The organism is Bradyrhizobium sp. UFLA06-06 (assembly GCF_054820065.1).
The window spans coordinates 48763-66098 of the sequence record NZ_JADFUD010000037.1 but is presented as its reverse complement, the minus strand read 5'-3'; the positions used below and the strand labels follow the sequence as shown (position 1 = coordinate 66098).

Annotated in this window: 14 protein-coding genes; 6 read left to right on the top strand and 8 right to left on the bottom strand. The window is 58.7% G+C overall.

Translation table 11 applies throughout. The features are described from left to right. Positions 1-323 precede the first annotated feature (323 nt). Complete coding sequence (locus IF803_RS27490) at positions 324-2651, bottom strand: S9 family peptidase (protein ID WP_129964837.1); 2328 nt, start codon at positions 2649-2651, stop codon at positions 324-326. A gap of 1813 nt (positions 2652-4464) precedes the next feature. Between IF803_RS27490 and IF803_RS27485 the strand changes: the two genes are divergently transcribed. From IF803_RS27485 to IF803_RS27465, 5 genes are all read left to right on the top strand, one after another. Next, entirely contained in the window at positions 4465-4947 is a 483-nt protein-coding gene (locus IF803_RS27485) for a hypothetical protein (RefSeq protein WP_225161258.1), read from the top strand. Between the two features lie 28 nt (positions 4948-4975). Further along, complete coding sequence (gene modC / locus IF803_RS27480) at positions 4976-6172, top strand: molybdenum ABC transporter ATP-binding protein (protein ID WP_077230995.1); 1197 nt, start codon at positions 4976-4978, stop codon at positions 6170-6172. Then, a complete protein-coding gene (locus IF803_RS27475) occupies positions 6156-6833 on the top strand; it encodes a DUF2478 domain-containing protein (RefSeq protein WP_016848191.1) in 678 nt (225 codons plus the stop codon). Before modC ends, IF803_RS27475 begins: the two co-directional genes overlap by 17 nt. 370 nt (positions 6834-7203) lie before the next feature. Beyond that, complete coding sequence (locus IF803_RS27470) at positions 7204-7758, top strand: peroxiredoxin (protein ID WP_026192308.1); 555 nt, start codon at positions 7204-7206, stop codon at positions 7756-7758. A gap of 6 nt (positions 7759-7764) precedes the next feature. Further along, entirely contained in the window at positions 7765-8313 is a 549-nt protein-coding gene (locus tag IF803_RS27465) for a carboxymuconolactone decarboxylase family protein (RefSeq protein ID WP_016848189.1), read from the top strand. A gap of 233 nt (positions 8314-8546) precedes the next feature. On the opposite strand, the gene IF803_RS27460 is transcribed toward IF803_RS27465, so the two are convergent. The 7 genes from IF803_RS27460 to nifH form a co-directional block, all read right to left on the bottom strand. Then, the gene (locus IF803_RS27460) at positions 8547-8843 is read right to left on the bottom strand and encodes a ferredoxin family protein (RefSeq protein WP_016848188.1); all 297 of its coding nucleotides are present in this window, start codon (positions 8841-8843) and stop codon (positions 8547-8549) included. A gap of 39 nt (positions 8844-8882) precedes the next feature. Then, the gene (locus tag IF803_RS27455) at positions 8883-10190 is read right to left on the bottom strand and encodes an FAD-dependent oxidoreductase (RefSeq protein ID WP_016848187.1); all 1308 of its coding nucleotides are present in this window, start codon (positions 10188-10190) and stop codon (positions 8883-8885) included. A gap of 13 nt (positions 10191-10203) precedes the next feature. After that, positions 10204-11310, bottom strand: coding sequence for an electron transfer flavoprotein subunit alpha/FixB family protein (locus tag IF803_RS27450; RefSeq protein WP_016848186.1), 1107 nt, complete (start codon positions 11308-11310; stop codon positions 10204-10206). Positions 11311-12296: 986 nt separating this feature from the next. Beyond that, positions 12297-12638 (bottom strand): nitrogenase stabilizing/protective protein NifW, encoded by a 342-nt coding sequence (gene nifW, locus IF803_RS27445; protein WP_016848185.1) that lies wholly within the window; start codon positions 12636-12638, stop codon positions 12297-12299. Positions 12639-12829: 191 nt separating this feature from the next. Continuing rightward, entirely contained in the window at positions 12830-14017 is a 1188-nt protein-coding gene (gene nifV / locus IF803_RS27440) for a homocitrate synthase (protein ID WP_016848184.1), read from the bottom strand. A 378-nt stretch (positions 14018-14395) separates the two neighbouring features. Next, the gene (locus tag IF803_RS27435) at positions 14396-15109 is read right to left on the bottom strand and encodes a nitrogen fixation protein NifQ (RefSeq protein WP_210291207.1); all 714 of its coding nucleotides are present in this window, start codon (positions 15107-15109) and stop codon (positions 14396-14398) included. A 136-nt stretch (positions 15110-15245) separates the two neighbouring features. Next, complete coding sequence (gene nifH, locus IF803_RS27430; RefSeq protein ID WP_026192307.1) at positions 15246-16130, bottom strand: nitrogenase iron protein; 885 nt, start codon at positions 16128-16130, stop codon at positions 15246-15248. A gap of 788 nt (positions 16131-16918) precedes the next feature. On the opposite strand from nifH, the gene IF803_RS27425 reads away from it, so the two are divergent. Next, positions 16919-17332 (top strand): ArsC/Spx/MgsR family protein, encoded by a 414-nt coding sequence (locus tag IF803_RS27425; protein ID WP_016848181.1) that lies wholly within the window; start codon positions 16919-16921, stop codon positions 17330-17332. Positions 17333-17336 lie beyond the last annotated feature (4 nt).

Below are 17336 nucleotides of genomic sequence, written 5' to 3'. Positions count from 1 at the left end.
GGAGCTCACAATCAAACGAATTCGGCGCTGAGTTCTTCCGGCTTGCCTGAGCGCCCCCGGCTTCTCGACTCTCATTTGGAGCGAGGACCGGGCGCGACGTCGCGGGGTTCGCAGCCGACCGCCGCGCGCAGCGTTCGCGCCCTGATTTGCGGCGAATTGATGAGGCCGTTGTAGGCATCAGCAGCTGCGTGCGCCGATCAGGATGGAGGTACGCATGACAGCATGTGCGAGAGACCTCGTAGTAGATCGCAACGAGCGTTTCTCAATTTCGAGAACGCGATCGTGGCGCCCCACGCATCGAGGCCTGGATCCTCGATGGATGGTCAGCCATCATGGCCTGATTTGCTCTTCGGCAGTTCAATCGAGCCCGTGTTCCAGTTTGGCGCTGTTTGCTCGAGAATGTTACGGACCAAGAACTCCAGGAGTTTGAGCTGGGCATAACTGCCCGGCGTTCCGTGGTCTGCGCCTGGCACATACAGCATGTCGAAGTATTTTCCCGCCTTGATAAGCCGATCGGCAAGCTGGAACGTGGCGGAAGGATCGACGTTGCGGTCCATTTCGCCGACTATGAGAAGCAATCTACCTTGCAGTTTGGCGGCATTGTCGATGGCGGAGGATTGCGAATATTCGATGCCGACGGGCCACCCCATCCACTGTTCGTTCCACCAGATCTTGTCCAGCCGGTTGTCGTAGCAGCCACTGTTCGCGACCGCGACCTTATAGAAATCGGGATGGAAAAGTAACGCGCTCACCGCGTTTTGCCCACCGGCGGAAGCGCCAAAAATGCCGACGTTGGATATATCATACCAGGAATACTTCGCACTCGCCGCCTTGTGCCATAGGATCCGGTCCGCAAAGCCAGCGTCCTTCAGATTTTTCCAGGCAACGTCGTGGAACGCGCGCGAGCGATGGTTGGTACCCATTCCATCAATCTGAACAACGATAAAGCCGAGTTGTGTGAGCGGCTCGATTGAAGCTGAGAAGGACTTGGGAACGAAGGAACCGGTGGGGCCTGCATAGATGTGCTCCACCACCGGATATCTCTTGCGCTGATCGAAATTGGTCGGCAAGTGAATAACGCCCCATATGTCCGTCTTGCCGTCGCGTCCCTTGGCGTTGAAGCTGAGCGGCGGCTGCCAGCCAGCGGCTATGAGCTCGGAGATCTCCGCGCTCTCAACCTGCATCAGTTCGGCATTATCACTGGCGCGATACAGCACCATGCGAGGCGGAACGCCGATGCGTGACCACAGGTCGACATAGTAGCGACCGCTAGGCGAGAACTCGATGTGATGATTGGCTGGCTCGGGCGTCAGCGGCGTGAGTCCTTTTCCATCAAAGCCAATGCGATAGGCATGGACGAAATAGGGATCCTCATCAGGGTTCATTCCGCTGGCGCCAAACCAAATCTCACGCTTCACTGGATCGACACAATACACCGCACGGACCACCCAATCTCCTTTGGTGATCTGGTTCTTGAGCTCGCCTGTTCGGCCGTCGAACAAATAGAGGTGCTCGTAACCATCGCGCTCCGAGGCCCAGATGATCTCCTTTCCATCATCGACGTCATAGCGAAACGTTTTTCCACTATTCAGCTGCTTCATCACCAGTGCCTGGTAGTCGACGAAGGTCTTGCTTGCCTCATCAATCAACGCGCGCGCTTTGCCCGTGGCGGCGTCGACCTCCACCAGGCGATAGAGCTGATGGCCACGCTGATTGTATTCGAAGGTAAAGCCCCGTCCGTCCTTCCACCATCGGATCGCCGAAAGACCGTAAGGATTCTGAAACGCGGCATTATCGATTGTGACCGCGCGTCGGCTGCTGACATCAAACAGCACGGGTTGGAGCAATGCCAAGGCATCACCGGGTTTTGGATACACCATGGTCAGATGTCTGGGTTGACGCTGGTGCGCCGGCGACGATTCGAGGTAATGGACTTCCCGTTGTTGGGCTGGACGGATTCGGTAGACGGCCAGGTGAGTTGAGGCTGGAGACCATCTTAGTGTCGAGAGAGCATAATAGTCACTCTCAGCTCCGTCCCAGGTCGACTGGATGTCCTGCAAACCGTCTTGGCTGCGCAGGAAGAGATTGTAGTTTCGAATATAGGCCAGCCATTTGCCATCAGGTGATGCGCTTGTCTTGTTTGGATCGTTCTCTGCCGGTGGCGTGTCGTCGTAGGGGCTCTGCTGATTGGCGCCCGAGTGCATTGCATTGCCGGTGCAGGCATAGCTTGCAAGCTCGCAGCTCCAATGCGTATGCTCGAGGTCGAAGCTCATCCTGCCACCCTTGTCGGTCAGCTCGAAATGGTCGAAGGGAAGATTCTCGGGCTGATAGTTCTTGTGGCTCGCTCTGTTCAGAGCAGCCGCGAGTCCGGCTTGATCAAAAGCGGGCTCCTTTACGCCTTTTTCGGCATCAACCAGGATAAACTGGTGCTTGCCATGGGTCGTCCGCCGATAGATGAACGCCTCGCGCTCGCCGAGCCAAAACGGCACGTCGGGGACATTGACGGTAAGCCGGCCATATCGGTCTGCGGTCGTCAGTGCACGCTCGTAATCCGACCGCGCGAGGGGCGCATTCACGACATCCTCCGCCGCGTGCGCCTGCGCTGCTTTGCAAGCCAACAGCGCAAGCATTAAGGCAACCAATCTGTACATTATGATTCGCGTCCCCTCTTAGTGCGCGGACCCCGATGCGAGGTCACTTCGCGATTGATGCGCGGCTCTTCGGTGCGGCTGGCCTTCTTGCTACTTTAGGCGACATGCCCCTTCGGCTCAGCCTCGGGTGGATTCGTACCTGACGAACATTCGGCTCGGCGGCTCGCCAGCAGCCGCAAGTGCCGCCAACAATCCTCACACAGCAACATGAGCAAACGCCGCGCGCCATTTTGCAACGAGCGCTGCAGCGCCGACATTGTCGCATTACTTCCGTGCTCCTTATGCTGAGCAGACTCTATGCCAACTGATGTATATCGCTGCGGCTTCCTCTGCGCACAAGTTTGCCGATTATGCCGAAACGAGGTGGGCGTTTGAGGCCAAACAAAACACGCATGCTGCGCGTGGTCACCTGTGGCGAATGACTCCAAGGAACGCCATTTTGTGGGGAGCTATTTGTCCCGCCTCGGCAACCACTCGAATAAGTAGCCCCTGGGACTTCGGGCAACACGGACCGCACCGGGCTATAGATCGACGCGGGGTCAATGCGACGAAAACTCACGCGATGAGCCGTGGAGACATTCGCGGCAATCCATCGCAGATCATCCTCGACACCTTGGCCGCCGGTCGCCAACGAAATGAACGCGCTGAGAGCTTCTGGCATGTGGTGATATCGTAGTATATATTGCAGGCTTTCGAGGCGAATTCTGACGAACTAACGCGCGCACTTGGAACAGCCCGAAGCAAATCGGGCGCTTATCGGCGTCAAGCGTGAGGACTTTTCTGAACGCCTCTAACCGTGCCGCTGCTCGCGCGGCCAGTCCGCCAGCGAGTACCGCATGTCAAAATGAATGTGCCGTACGACCTAACAACGCGACGCTCGCCGCTTCCTCCACAAGCGCCGGTGTGGCCGTAATTCATTAGATATCCGAGCGGCTCTGCCTCGCCAGATCGCGTGCTCCCATCTCAACGGCTATCGAGACCAGGCGGTAGGTGTCGCCGATCAGATGGATCATTTCACCTCCGCTGACACTTCGTTGACTATCGCGGCGGCCCGCCGCAATTGACGGGCTTCCAACGATCAACTCAGTGGCGGCATCAGTACAGATGACCCTAATGGGTGTCGTCGGGTCCGCCTCCAGGACTGCGATGTCGCACACTCGATACGGTGACTGCGGAGCGCGAATGCGAAGTCGGGCGATAGTCATGGCTTCTTTCGTTCTCCTATGCGTCCGCAGCAGGACGCGAGAGCGGTCCAGGCAGCGGGCGCACGCGATTGTTCGCAGGCGAAACCACCTGCGTGCTGGTGATGAGATCAGGAGATTATTCGTGAGTTCGCGCGTGAGGCGTCGTCCTGAGGGTCGCAAGGGAGATCGCGCTAGGGGGTGGACGAGAGCTAGATCGTGATGCTGATAAGCTCAGGGTAAGGCGGATTTTCGAATGTCCTCCAAGAGATCTTGCTAAATGGTCCAATGCAGCCGAAGAGCGCCCCTTTTGTCGACGCAGATCCGACGGACGACAGATTGTAGCGACGCCTCCAACATCGTTCTCGATGCAAGAGCCGACGGCATCATCTTCAGGTATCTATCTCATGCGTCCTGCGTGGCCGATTGGCGACGCAAACGTCCGAAACCGGACGAGACGATGAGGCCATTCCACACGCTGGGTGGGACATATAAGAGTTTCACATGAGCCAAGCGGGCCGTGCGCCATTTTTTCGAACCGGCACGCAGATTGCTGGGTGAGCAGCAAGGAGCTACCGCGACGAAAGCAGTCGTGGCGATCCATCTTCAGGGCCCCAATAAGGTTTATCCGGTTGATCCTATTCGATCTGGCTTTGATGCTGCTTGCGCCTGACGTTGCGGAAGCCATGAATGAGGGCACCGGCGCACACTTCATATTGGTCACCAAAGCTCTGGCGACTTTCAAGCCGATTGCTGGCCCCGAGGCGGCATCAAGCTCTGGCGGTAGCCGACACCTCTACAGCCAAACGACGCAAGCCTTGCCAGTTCAGCCAGCGGACAATCGGCGTCCAGCCAAGCCGCCTGAGGATTCCGCGGTATTGGATTCCCGCCTTGCGTGTGTGATTGGTATGCGCGCCCGGCAGCGTTCGATTGCCACGATCCTCAATGGCGCGGAGACGCTCAAGATGCCGGCTGTCGTAACACCGTCGATCTGCAATGCTGCCCCCGCGCCTTTTGGCTTCCTCGGGGCGGCGACGCCGCGCTGGAGCCAAGCAGAATGGATTGTCGGCGGCATGGTGATCATCGCCTTTGCGGCCATTCTCCTCGTGATTTGATGGAAAGATACAGCATAGGCGCGGGCAGGTGAGAGAAGCAAGGCCGGGTTATATCGAAGTCGCCTTCAACGGTGCTCCCGCAGGCATCCCGCTGGATGCGCAATTCATCGTACCGGCCAAAGGTGTCACGGCGATTTTCGGTCCTCCGGGGTGCGGCAAGACCACACTCGCGCGTTGCATCGCCGGCATCCAGCCTCTACCGAGTGGATTCTGCGGCGTTGATGGTGAAATTTGGCAGAACGAGACGACGTTTCGACCGCCTCATCTGCGCCCTGTCGCATATGTATTTCAGCGACCCATTCTTTTTTCTCATTTGTCTGTCAAGCGCACCCTTCTGTACAATGCATCGAAATCGAGGGTGACACTGATCGACTTTGAAGGTGTGGTCAAGTTGCTCGACTTAGCGTCACTGCTTGACTGTTCTCCGTCACATCTTTCTGGCGCCGAGCGACAGCGAGTTGCCCTAGGCAGCGCGCTACTAGCCCAACCGCGGCTACTTTTGCTGGATGACCCGCTCATTGTGCTCGACCGTCCCGCCAAGCGCGAGATTCTGCCATTTATCGAGCGCATGCGTGAAGAGCTCAGGTTGCCGATGATCTATGTCTGCCATGACATGGCTGACATCGAGCGCTTTGCCGATCATCTCGTCATGATGAAAGATGGCATCGTGACTGCGGCCGGACCGCTTCAAGTCGTTCAGAGTCATCCAGCGCTTGCCGCGCGTGGCGAAGCGGCGGTTTGCGTTGATACCGTGGTCGGCGGCTACGACGGGCGCTATGGACTCATCATCGTCCGCCTCAGAGGCGCGCGTCTGCTAATACCTGGGCCGCCGCTCAGACCTGGCGCGCAGCTACGGCTGCGCATTGCAGCCGCCGATGTCAGCATCGTGCGCGAGGCTCCACGCGCAAGCTCCTTCCTGAATGTCTTTCCGGCACGCATCAAAGCCTCCCTTCCGTTCGACGAATCGGAGATCACGTTGGTTCTATCGCTCGAAACTGGCCGTTCGGGCGTGCCGCTTTTGTCCCGCATCACACGCCGCTCCTATGATACGCTAGGGCTCAGCAACGGAATGGACGTATTCGCCGAGGTCGCGCGAGCCTTGCCGGTCTCAACCCCCGAGCGGTTGCTCATAACGCCTGCGATACCACTCGGAGATGCTCTACAGCGGCGCGCCGACACCCGAAACGAACAGAACTCGGATCACGGCCATGATCGACAATTTTGACAACGTCGATCCGACAGCTTTGGCGGCGATTCTCTACCAGCCAAAGGACGATGCCGATAGGCTGATTGCCGATTTCGTCCAGGATCTCGCGCGGCATGACGTACGCGTCGGCGGCATCGTCCAGCGACACTTTATAAATACAAACGGCACGCACGTTATGCTCGCCGTCGACGTTGCGACAGGGCGAGAGATCTCGATTTCCCAGCTACTCGGCAGCGGGGCAGCGTCCTGTACGCTCGATACAAACGGACTAGCTGAGGCCGCAGTTGTCGTTTCCCAAGCGCTTCGCGACAAAGTCGATCTCCTCGTGATCAGCAAATTCGCCAAACAAGAAGCGGTTGGCCGCGGCCTGCGAGCTGAATTTGTTGACGCGATCACTCGGGGTGTGCCGCTCCTGACAGCTGTTCCAAGAAATTCCCTTGTCGATTGGAGCGCTTTTACGGGTGATGTTGGCATGCTGCTCCCTTGCGATCGTCAAGCCGTAGAGGAATGGTGGCGCGACGTCGCCACGCGCCCGGCGCGACGCCGCGCTTTCAATCCCAGCTGGAGCTATTTGGGGACTATGATACCGGACAGCTTGATGACGGTTGCGAGAATAATGCCAAGATCGGCTCCGGAATCGCCGGTTGCGCTCCTTCACGGCTTACAAAAACAACCCTAGCTTCGCAGCCGTTTCACACCGTGAGATATCCGGATGCTGTGCCGCCAGCGCCGAGGTCCATTCTCGGTAGGCAAGTAGCCGTTTCGACCAGCGGTTCAATCGCTGGTCGAGGAATCTGGCTGCGACTTTTTAACTGCGGTACCCCACTCGTGATATACGCACGCGCTCACCGACGGTTCCAAGCGATCGAGCATCGCGTTTCCACGCGGCGCAATGGAGGCGGATGTGAGAGCCATCGGACCTCACGATCAGATGCCTGCGCCCGGGCCGCTGGTTAGCTTCGTTGCGACAATCCGATCTTGAGAACGGATGGCATATAGCTTGCTTCACCAGTGATGGCACAAACGCAAAGCAAACTTGTGAGGTCAGCATGCTCGGAATTGGAAGTCAGTTGCCGCCGTTCGAAATCACTGGCGTGAAGCCCGGCTTTCAGGCGCATGAAGAAGAAGGACACAGCGCGTTCGAGACGCTGACCGAAACGAGCTTCCCCGAAAAATGGAAGATCATCTTTTTCTATCCCAAAGATTTCACGTTCGTCTGTCCGACCGAGATCGCCGAGTTCGGCCGGCTATCCAAGGAATTCGCCGATCGCGATGCTGTCGTAATGGGTGGTTCGACTGACAATGAGTTCTGCAAGCTTGCCTGGCGGCGCTCGCATGCAGACCTGCACAATTTACCGATTTGGCAGTTTGCCGACACAAAAGGGACCTTAGTCGATGGCCTTGGCGTGCGTTCGCCCGAGGGCGTCGCCTATCGCTACACCTTTATCGTCGATCCCGAGAACACAATCCAACACATCTATGCGACCAATCTCAATGTCGGGCGTAGCCCCAAGGACACGCTCCGCGTTCTGGACGCGCTACAAACCGACGAACTTTGTCCCTGTAACCGCGAAGTCGGCGGCGAAACACTGAAGGTTGCGTGAGGCGGCATGTCGTCGATTGAGCAGTTGAATGAGACGATTCCCAATTTCGCCAAGGACGTCAGGCTTAACCTTGCGTCATTGCTGGCCGATGATACGCTGTCGCCGCAGCGACAATACGGCCTGCTGCTGGCGAGCGCCATTGCCACTCGCAATGCAGCCCTGATTACCGCGATTGAAGCGGCAGCCACCGCCGTGATGACGCCTGCGGCGATCGCCGCAGCGAAATCTGCAGCCTCTGTGATGGCGATGAACAACGTCTACTACCGATTCGTTCATCTCGTATCCAATCCGGAATACAAGACCATGCCGCCACGGCTGCGCATGAACGTGATCGGCAATCCCGGCGTGGATAAGTCCGATTTCGAGCTGTGGTCGCTAGCAGTCTCGGCCATAAACGGCTGCGGTGCCTGTGTCGACGCTCACGAGAAGACGCTGCGGGCTGAGGGCGTCAGTTCCGGAGTGATCCAGACTGCCGTGCGCTTTGCTGCGATTGTGCAATCAGTGGCGGTTGCGATCGAGGCCGCCGGCCCGGCTCCTTCCACGGCGATGGGCTGAATATCCTTTGCGCCGTCGAATCGACTCCGTTTGTGGCACCACTCAATGGTGCCACAACCAGTCCTTCGCCGGTCCAGAGCGGGTGTAATATCCTCAAGCTGTGCCTCGCCGGGCGTCCCCCACGGCTGCGCGCCTCGTTCGAATCCACCTGCAGTGCAGATGAGCCAGAATGCCCGCAAAGGCGGTGAAATCCCCCGTCTCATGGCGATCACATCGCGGCCCTTTGTTGCACTTCACCCAAACTTGAACAGCACGCCGTAACCGCCGCGCGGATAACTCCACTTGATGTCACCGGTGGGTTCGGCGATCACACGGCAGGTGCCGCACTCAATGCAGCCGTCGACGGTTATCTCAACTTGGCCGTTGTCGTTGAGTTCGTAGCATCGCGCGGGACAGGCGCTCAAAAGCGCAAGTAGCTGTGGCGACGGCGTCGTGTGCGCGCGCACCGTGACGTGAGGGCGACCGACGTCGACAAGATAGCGGTTGTAGTACAGCTTGTCTTCGACGCGTACTGTAGGCTCGACATTCATGCTTTGATCTTCCATTGCTGGACTTCACACTGTTGCCGGTCAGCGCCAGGCCCGGGTAAAACGACACGCATCGCCGAACAGACCTGTCCATGACCGCGCCTTGACGAAGGATTTCAAGGTCGCCTTCTCCTTCTCAACCTTCGGCGTGCCATCGACACGTACAAAGTTCTGCAGCGCCTTGGAAATAAGCTGCGGATAGGTAAGGAAGAAGTTTTGCGAATGGGTGTGCATCAGCATCGGCATATCCTTGTACTTCTTTAGATCTTTGATGACAAAGGACTCGTCGAGCATCTTCTTGTAGAGCGACAGATTTGTCGCGGTCATCGGCTCGCGGCGCGATTTTACCTGGGCGATCGCTTCGGCCGCGATGCGGCCTGAAGTCATCGCAAGATTGGAACCTTCGCGATGAATGGCATTGTTGAGCTGCGCCGCGTCCCCGACCACCACCCAGCCCTCGCCGTAGAGCTGCGGGATTGCCTTGTAGCCGCCTTCAGGAATGAGATGCGCCGCGTATTCCTTGACTTCGGAACCTGCGATGAGCGGCGCCACGGACGGATGCTGCTTGAAATGATCGAGCATGCCGTAGGGCGTCTGGGCGGTGCGCTGGAAATCAGCGACGAGACAGCCGATGCCGAGCGAAATGCACTCCTTGTTGGCATAGATGAAACCCATTCCGGTCATGCCGCGAGAAATGGTACCGGCCGCCTCGATCACAACGCCTTCGTCGCCCTTGAGATTGAAACGGGCCTCGATAGTCTCGCGAGGCAAAAAGTGCATTTCCTTCACCGCGAGTGCCACATTATCGGGTTTCGGCCGCGACCGCAGGCCCGCGCGCGTCCCGAGCAGGCCATTGACACCCTCGGCCAGCACGACGACGTCGGCGTGTATTTCGCCGTCGCGGCGATCAGTACGAACCCCGACGATCCTCTCGCGGTCGTCCCGTACGAGCTCGGTGACTGTCGTCTCGCACAGCACGGTCGCGCCGGCCTCCCGCACCTTCGAGGAGAACCATTTGTCAAACTGCGCGCGTATGATCGTGTATCTGTTCGGCCGCTCCTCGTTGAAGTCATCCGAGCGGTAGTGCATGCCAACATGCGAGCGATCGTCCATCATCCAGAACCGCTGTTCGACCAGATGGCGCTCGAGCGGCGCCTCCCCGCGAAACTCGGGGATCAGCTTTTCCATCATGTCGGCATAGAGAATTGCGCCCTGCACATTCTTCGATCCCGGATATTCGCCTCGCTCGAGCTGCAGCACCTTCATGCCGCGCTTGGCCATGGTCAACGCCGCTGCGTTTCCAGCCATACCGGCTCCGACCACGATCGCATCAAACCTCTCTTCGATCATCACGGCATCTCCTCTAGACCGCGAGCCGGGCGCGCGAATCCGGCAAAAGCCTGGCGCGAAATGCGGCCGTCAGCGACGGGAGCAACTGCATGGCGTCGCTGATGATCGCGACATGGGCGAAGTCGAAGATCGGCGCGTTTTTGTCGGTATTGATGGCGACGATCAGGTCCGCCCCCTCCACGCCGACCCTGTGCTGGATCGCGCCGGAAATGCCGGCCGCAATATAGAGCTTTGGCCGAATGGTCTTGCCGGTCTGGCCGATCTGCCGGTCAGACGTCACCCATCCCTTCTGCACCAGAGGACGCGAGCAGCCATACTCGGCGCCAAGCAGAGTTGCTAGCTCGCGCACCAGCCGAAAATTCTCGAGCGATCCCAGTCCTAGGCCGCCGGCGACGACAACATCGGCATAGGCTAGATTTGACGTTTCGGAATCCCGGTCGGGAATGAACGTCAGCACCTTCGTGACGATATCGTCTTCAACAAGGCCAAGCGGATGGATGATGATACGAGCGGCATCGCGTACGACGCGCTCCGGCATCGGCATGACGCGCGGGCGGACGGTTGCCATCTGTGGACGATAGTTCAAGGTATAAATCGTGCACAGCAGCGAGCCGCCAAAGGTCGGACGCGTCGCCGCAAGCGAACCGTCGGCGTCGACGTCGAGCGCAGTACAGTCGGCTGTGAGTCCCGTCGACAAGGTGGTCGCCACCGAACCTGCAAGATCGCGACCGAGTGTCGTCGCGCCTAACAACAGGATCTCAGGCTTGTAGGTGTTGACGAGTTCGGTTAGCGCTTTAGTGTATGATTCGTTGCGGTAATCCGACAATACATTGTCGCTCACGAGATAGGCCAGATCGGCGCCATAGCAAAATGACTCCAGCGCGGCGTTGCGCGTCGGCTGCCCCTCCGGACCGATAACGACCGCGGCGAGATTCACCTTCAGCCTGTCGGCAAGCCTGCGCCCCGCTCCCATGAGCTCCCAGGAAACCGGATGCACCTGGCCACGCTCCTGCTCGACAAAAACCCAGACATGCTTGTAGGCCTTGAAGTGCTCCGGAAGTTCCTTTTTGGCCGCCGCGCGGCCGGCCGCCGGCGCGGCCGTTTTGGTGACATTGCTCATGCTTTAAATTCCCCTCAAAATGCGCGCGCCCGCGCCACAGGATTGGTTTCTACTTCGGCTGGCTGGAGATCACTTTTGATCAGCAGATGGCTTGCTGCTCGTTGTTTCCGCTTGCTCGGCGCGGCCCGACCGCGCAACGAGAGGCGTCGCACGGGGTGAACGTACCTGGCTGGCCAAGTTCCGAGATGGCCCCAAGACAGGTTCATTGCGCGCTCTATTCGACAAGCGCCAGCAAGGCGGCCTGGCCACTGCGGTCACTCTAATTGACTCTCTCCATGGCTGATTACGCCGGTCCGCTTGCTGCGCAATAGCTGCACCTTGCTTTCGGCCTAGCGCTCCGCATCGGCCGTGACGACTCGGTCGATGCCACCGCACTTTCATGCGATGAGTGCTCGGCCGCCAGCGCCGCCGACTCGCAGGGGAGGTTTGGCTCTTTTCCTGGCGCATGTTGCTATCGGCTCTGAGGTAGCTGTGGATCTGCGCGCAAGTGGGCACCCGCCTGATTTGGACGATGATATGCATACGTTTCCGAGGTGTGGCGCTGACGGGCGAGTTACCCATTGCCTCCCATCGCGGGCTCGATGGCAGTTTCAATTGCGTCAAAAGCCATTTGGGGTGCCACTGCGCGAGCGTGAACCACGAGATGATGCCGCACAACTCGGCCGGCAGTAGACGTAGCGTGAAAGGTCTTCCTTCAAATCTCATCTCGAACGGCTACCATTTGTCTGCATCGATGACCGGATCGACCCGACAACAGCAAGTGTCGTACCAGTTGCAAAACTCGGGGAAGATTAGGCGAACGCAATGACTTAGGGGACACTTGGAAGGGCTGCTAATCCCCAGGACACGACCACTCCGAACATGGGTCGGGAATACGACAGCGCCGCGCGAGCCATGGCTGCGGAGAGTCGATCCGGAAGAAGACGAAGGTTGCACGAGGGATCATCACCACGCCACACTTGGTGACAAACCTTGAAAGCGCGAGATCACTTCAGCTCGCTCAATGGGACAAAGGCCATCGGCTTGTCATGGTCTGCAACAGCATCCTTCAAAACCTTGAACACCCGCTGGTCGATTGGCGACGATGCCACGAAGTCGGCATAGGCCTGTTCCAGCATCGCTTTGCAACGAGCTCTGATGTCCGGTTCTGCGGCACCAGCGAATTGCTCCTTGGCAAGATATTGTCCCATGCGCTTTAGGATGTGAAGGCGCGCGACATTGACGATTCCGGGGTCGTATTCGACGCCTAGCAGTGAAAAAAACTCTTCCGCGGACGAGGCTTTGTTGAGCCGATCCAGGATACCGGCTGATGGGTGCGAGTTACTCATCGAAAACTCCCTTTGAATTGGCACGTGGACGATCGGCGACAGCGCGGCACCGCCTGGTGATCCTGCTGCAGCCAACCTCGCGCGACCATGCTGAGGCAGGCCGTCGTGGCCGTCGATTAACGATGCCCGATACCGTCCTCGCGGCGCTTGGTTTTCGAATAGCCTGTCCAGATCTTGCTGGGTACGCCTCTTCAGGCCGGGTGGGGCGACAAGTATCCGCACACATCGCGCCAGATCGCTGCTACTGTTTCGCGCTCGACCGGCACCTTGTGCTTTATGGCATGCTTGCGGACTTGCGTCAGGATCTGTCTGGCTTGGTCGGCGCTGGCGACGAGCTGTAATTCATTGAGCAACGCGGTGATCGCCGACAGCCCGGAATGCTTACCGATCACAAAACTGTTGCGGCGCCCAAGCAGAACCGGATCAAGCGACTGGTAGGTACGTTGATCTTTTAAAAGGCCATCCACGTGAATGCCCGATTCATGCGTAAAAATATGCTCTCCGACGATGGCTTTGTTCAGAGGAATCGCACGTGCGGCTGCCGCTGCAACCACTGCGGCGACCTTCTCGAGTTCCGGAAGTATGATGCCGGTCTCGCGCCTGTAGAGCTGCTTGAGCGCGACCGCGACTTCCTCGAGCGGTGCATTTCCAGCCCGTTCGCCGAGGCCGATAACGGTTACCGAGGCGTGGCTCGCGCCGGCCTTGATGGCGGAGAGCGTGTTGGCGGTTGCGAGGCCGAGATCGTCGTGACCATGAAACTCAAGTTCGAGATCGGTGGTCGCCCGCAAATTTCCGACCAGAGCGGAGGTTGTGTCCGGGTCGAGCACACTGAGCGTATCGGCAATACGAAAGCGACGCGCTCCCGCCGATTTTGCCGCGGCTATCAGTCTGATGAGAAAGTCGATGTCGGCGCGGGAGGAGTCCTCGCCGCCGACGGCAACCTCAAGTCCCCGCTCACGTGCATAACCTACGACTCGCTTCACTTGTTCCAGCGCCAGGTCGCGACGACCGCCAAGCTTGGCCGCGATCTGGATATCGGAACTCGGGATCGACACATTGACCATGGACACCTTCGCTTCGATCGCCGCGTCGATGTCGGCTTCGCGCATCCGGCACCAGCCTATGGTGGTCAGCGGAAGCTCTGCTTCGACGATTGCGTGGATGGCGGTGATCTCCTCGTTGCCCATCGCGGGCGTTCCCGCCTCGATCTCCGTCACGCCGGCCCGCGCCAGCGCCTGCGCGATCGCCAGCTTTTCCTCTGTGGTGAACGCAACGCCAGGCGCCTGCTCGCCGTCGCGTAATGTCGTGTCGTTGAGCACGGTCGGCTTGGCGCTCGCCTGCTCGGGCCAAGCCGGCTTGGCGGTCTTGGTAGCGGCCATCACGAAAGGGCTCCTTATTGCTTTTGACCCACAGGCGCTTCAGCAACCCCCATGCCAGCCCGCCACGCTTTTTAACCCGTTGAAAACAATATGCTTACTTCAGCGGCTAGCTTGCCTTCGCTAATTGATTGTCGCAAACGCGACAGGCTTATGAAGCGGACGGCTCATCCTGCCTCTCGCAACACCGAGCTCGAATGTTAACGCGATTGCGACACGCCGGTAGGCACGAATGTCGCGGAGTATTTGTGGCCCGCCCGCCTTAGACCCATGGTCGCGCGCGCATCGAAACGGCGTTAGGCCGCGCCCTCCAGTTCCTGCTGAACTCGCCAAAGCGCGCGCGGGTTCTAGCTGACTTGAGCGATCGAGCCTTGCAACGGCTTAAATGGGCCAGTCGACGCCGATGACCGGGCGAGCCGTCTGCAACAGAACGTCACGCCGACGTTCTGCCATCCGGCTCTCGCCGCTTTCTTCGCCGAAGCAGAGATTGAAATCGCTACATTGCGTGCAAACGGGCGTTGTACACATGACGAGGCCTTCATCCTCGCACAGCGAGCGGTAGAAGAAGCGCTTCCAGCGCATATTGTTGTTATTGCGCGCGGCGAGCGGCGCGAAGTGGCGACTTAGCAGCCGAGAGAGTTCGCCACGATTGCGTAATCCGAGATCTTCCCACAAGTGGTTTGGCTCTATGGCGCGGCGTGCGATCATCGCGGCCAGCCAACCCCCGATACGTCCTTCCGTTGAGCGTTGCTTGAGCAAGAGATCGCGCACCATTGCGATTTCGTCGTTCTCATCGCACTTGAAAGCCAGGAGCTGCTCCGACACCTTGACCCCGATCGATGGAAAATGGTGGTCCAGCAGGGCCGCCAGCTCGTGGCCGGACAGGCCGGCCTTCTCGGGAAGCGGGCCACCATCCATCGAGGCGGCCGCCAGAATTGACGCCAGGACATGGCAATCGAAATTGCTGTCGGTCGTAATGTCGGCCTCTTCGGGAGGCACACCAGTGAGCGCTCGATAGGTCGCAATTCCTCTTTGCACCTCGCTGCCCGCGTCGGCGCAAACAGCTGCAAACGGATGGAAGTTCGCTTTGGGCATGAATCTTTTACAGCGTCACGTTTGCCCCGTCCCATTCTAGCTGGCCGGGTGATCGTCAGAATGCCGGTCTCCCCGGATGGGGGGTGAGGGAGACCGGCATCCGTCGCGCGCCTTCACAAGGCCGCGACCCGCGACCTTACGAGGCCGCGAGCTCGGCGGCGGTCTTGCCGACGATGGATTCGTCGACGGGCTTCATTATGCCATGCTCCATCAGCATGTCCTCGAGCTCGTCCATGGAGATCGGGGTCGGAATGATGCCCTTGCCGCCATTGTTGTGAACCTTGGTCGCAAGATTGCGATAGTGATCGGCCTGCTTCGACTCGGGCGCATACTCCAGCACCGTCATGCGGCGCAACTCGGCATGTTGCACCACATTGTCGCGCGGCACAAAGTAGATCAGCTGGGTGCCCAACTTCTTGGCCAGCGCCTCCGCCAGTTCCAGCTCTTTGTCGGTCTGCCGCTCGTTGCAGATCAGGCCGCCCAGCCGCACGCCGCCAGAGTTGGCGTATTTCAGGATGCCTTTGGAGATATTGTTTGCGGCATACATTGCCATCATTTCTCCGGACATGACGATATAGATCTCCTGCGCCTTGTTTTCCCGGATCGGCATCGCAAAGCCACCACAAACCACGTCACCGAGCACGTCGTAGGACACATAGTCAATGTCCTCATAAGCGCCGTTTTCCTCCAGGAAATTGATCGAGGTGATGACGCCGCGGCCGGCGCAGCCGACACCCGGCTCAGGACCGCCGGACTCCACGCAGCGGATGTCCTTGTAGCCGACCTTCATCACGTCCTCGAGTTCGAGGTCCTCCACGCTGCCGGCGCTCGCTGCAAGGCTCAAAATCGTGTCCTGCGCCTTGGCATGCAGGATCAGGCGGGTCGAGTCCGCCTTAGGATCGCATCCCACGATCAGGATTTTCTGACCCATCTCGGCCAGTGCCGCCAACGTATTCTGGGAAGTGGTCGACTTGCCGATGCCGCCTTTTCCGTAGAACGCGATTTGTCTCAGTGAAGACATGTTGTTCTCCATCAACCGATTTGCCAAAAGTTGCGCGCTTCCTACACGCGAGCTTGTTTCTCTCTCAGAAACGGGGCACACGGGTTCAAGGGAAGGAGCGCATCGCTCGCCTTACGCGTCGGCGTGCACTCAGCCCTCACTCAGTGTTGCTGCCGCTTAATAGCAACCGTCGTGCCAACACTGTCCGCGCTCATTAAGCTTCTGATTGCATTCTAAAAAGCCAACGAGCCGTTGAACAACCCCGGAGTGTTTTGCACCGGACAGGATCCGCTCGGCTGTCAGAAAACGAACACCGGCCAACCAATCAGGCTGGAAAACGGCAGCTTGGCATGACCAGATCCAATGCTCTCAAATGGAACGGGACTTGCTCCTCTTCTTGCAAGCCAGTGGTCGGCAATTTGGGCAGAGCGAGATGCAGTCGAGGTTGGCATCTCTAAGGCATGTGACCGGCGATGGGGTTCGTGGTCGATGATGCGAGGTAAATTGTGCGGCTCACCGACCAATTGATCCAACTGATCAGAACGACGCGCCTGAGCCTGAAGGCACTTACAAGGGTGCCTCGGATCGAAACTAGCTGCGGTTCTGCTCCGCGCTTCGTTTGCGAGACATGAAAGGCCAATTCTCGTTGATGAGTTAATCGTCCAACGAAGACATTAAGAAGGGGCGCAAGCACGGTACGGTGCTCAAGCCGCTTATGTGTGATCATTCGCACGAGCGTCAAATGCGCTCTCCGACATAGCGGAACCCGTCGCCGATCGTTCAGCTCAGCGAACCCACATAGGCAGACCATGGCGACAATCGTCTTTTATCAAAAACCCGGCTGCGTCACCAATGCACGTCAGATGCTGGCGCTGAAGGCCGCTGGCCATGACGTGATAGCCAAGGATATATTGAAGGAGCCGTGGGCTGCGGAGGAATTGCGACACTTCTTCGGCAGGACGCCGATTGCATCCTGGTTCAACCGAGCCGCGCCTCGTATCAGGTCAGGCGAAGTTAATCCTGACGCAATCGACGCAGCGAGCGCACTGACGTTAATGCTGGCAGATCCGCTCCTGATCAGACGTCCGCTGATCGACGTCGATGGTACAAGATGCGCCGGATTCGATCATGAAGCCGTGCTGTCGTTGCTTGGCCGGGACGCGCAAGGTGACCTTGAGGGATGCTCCCACGAACAACAGGGCACGCACTGCCCGCAGATGTGAGGAT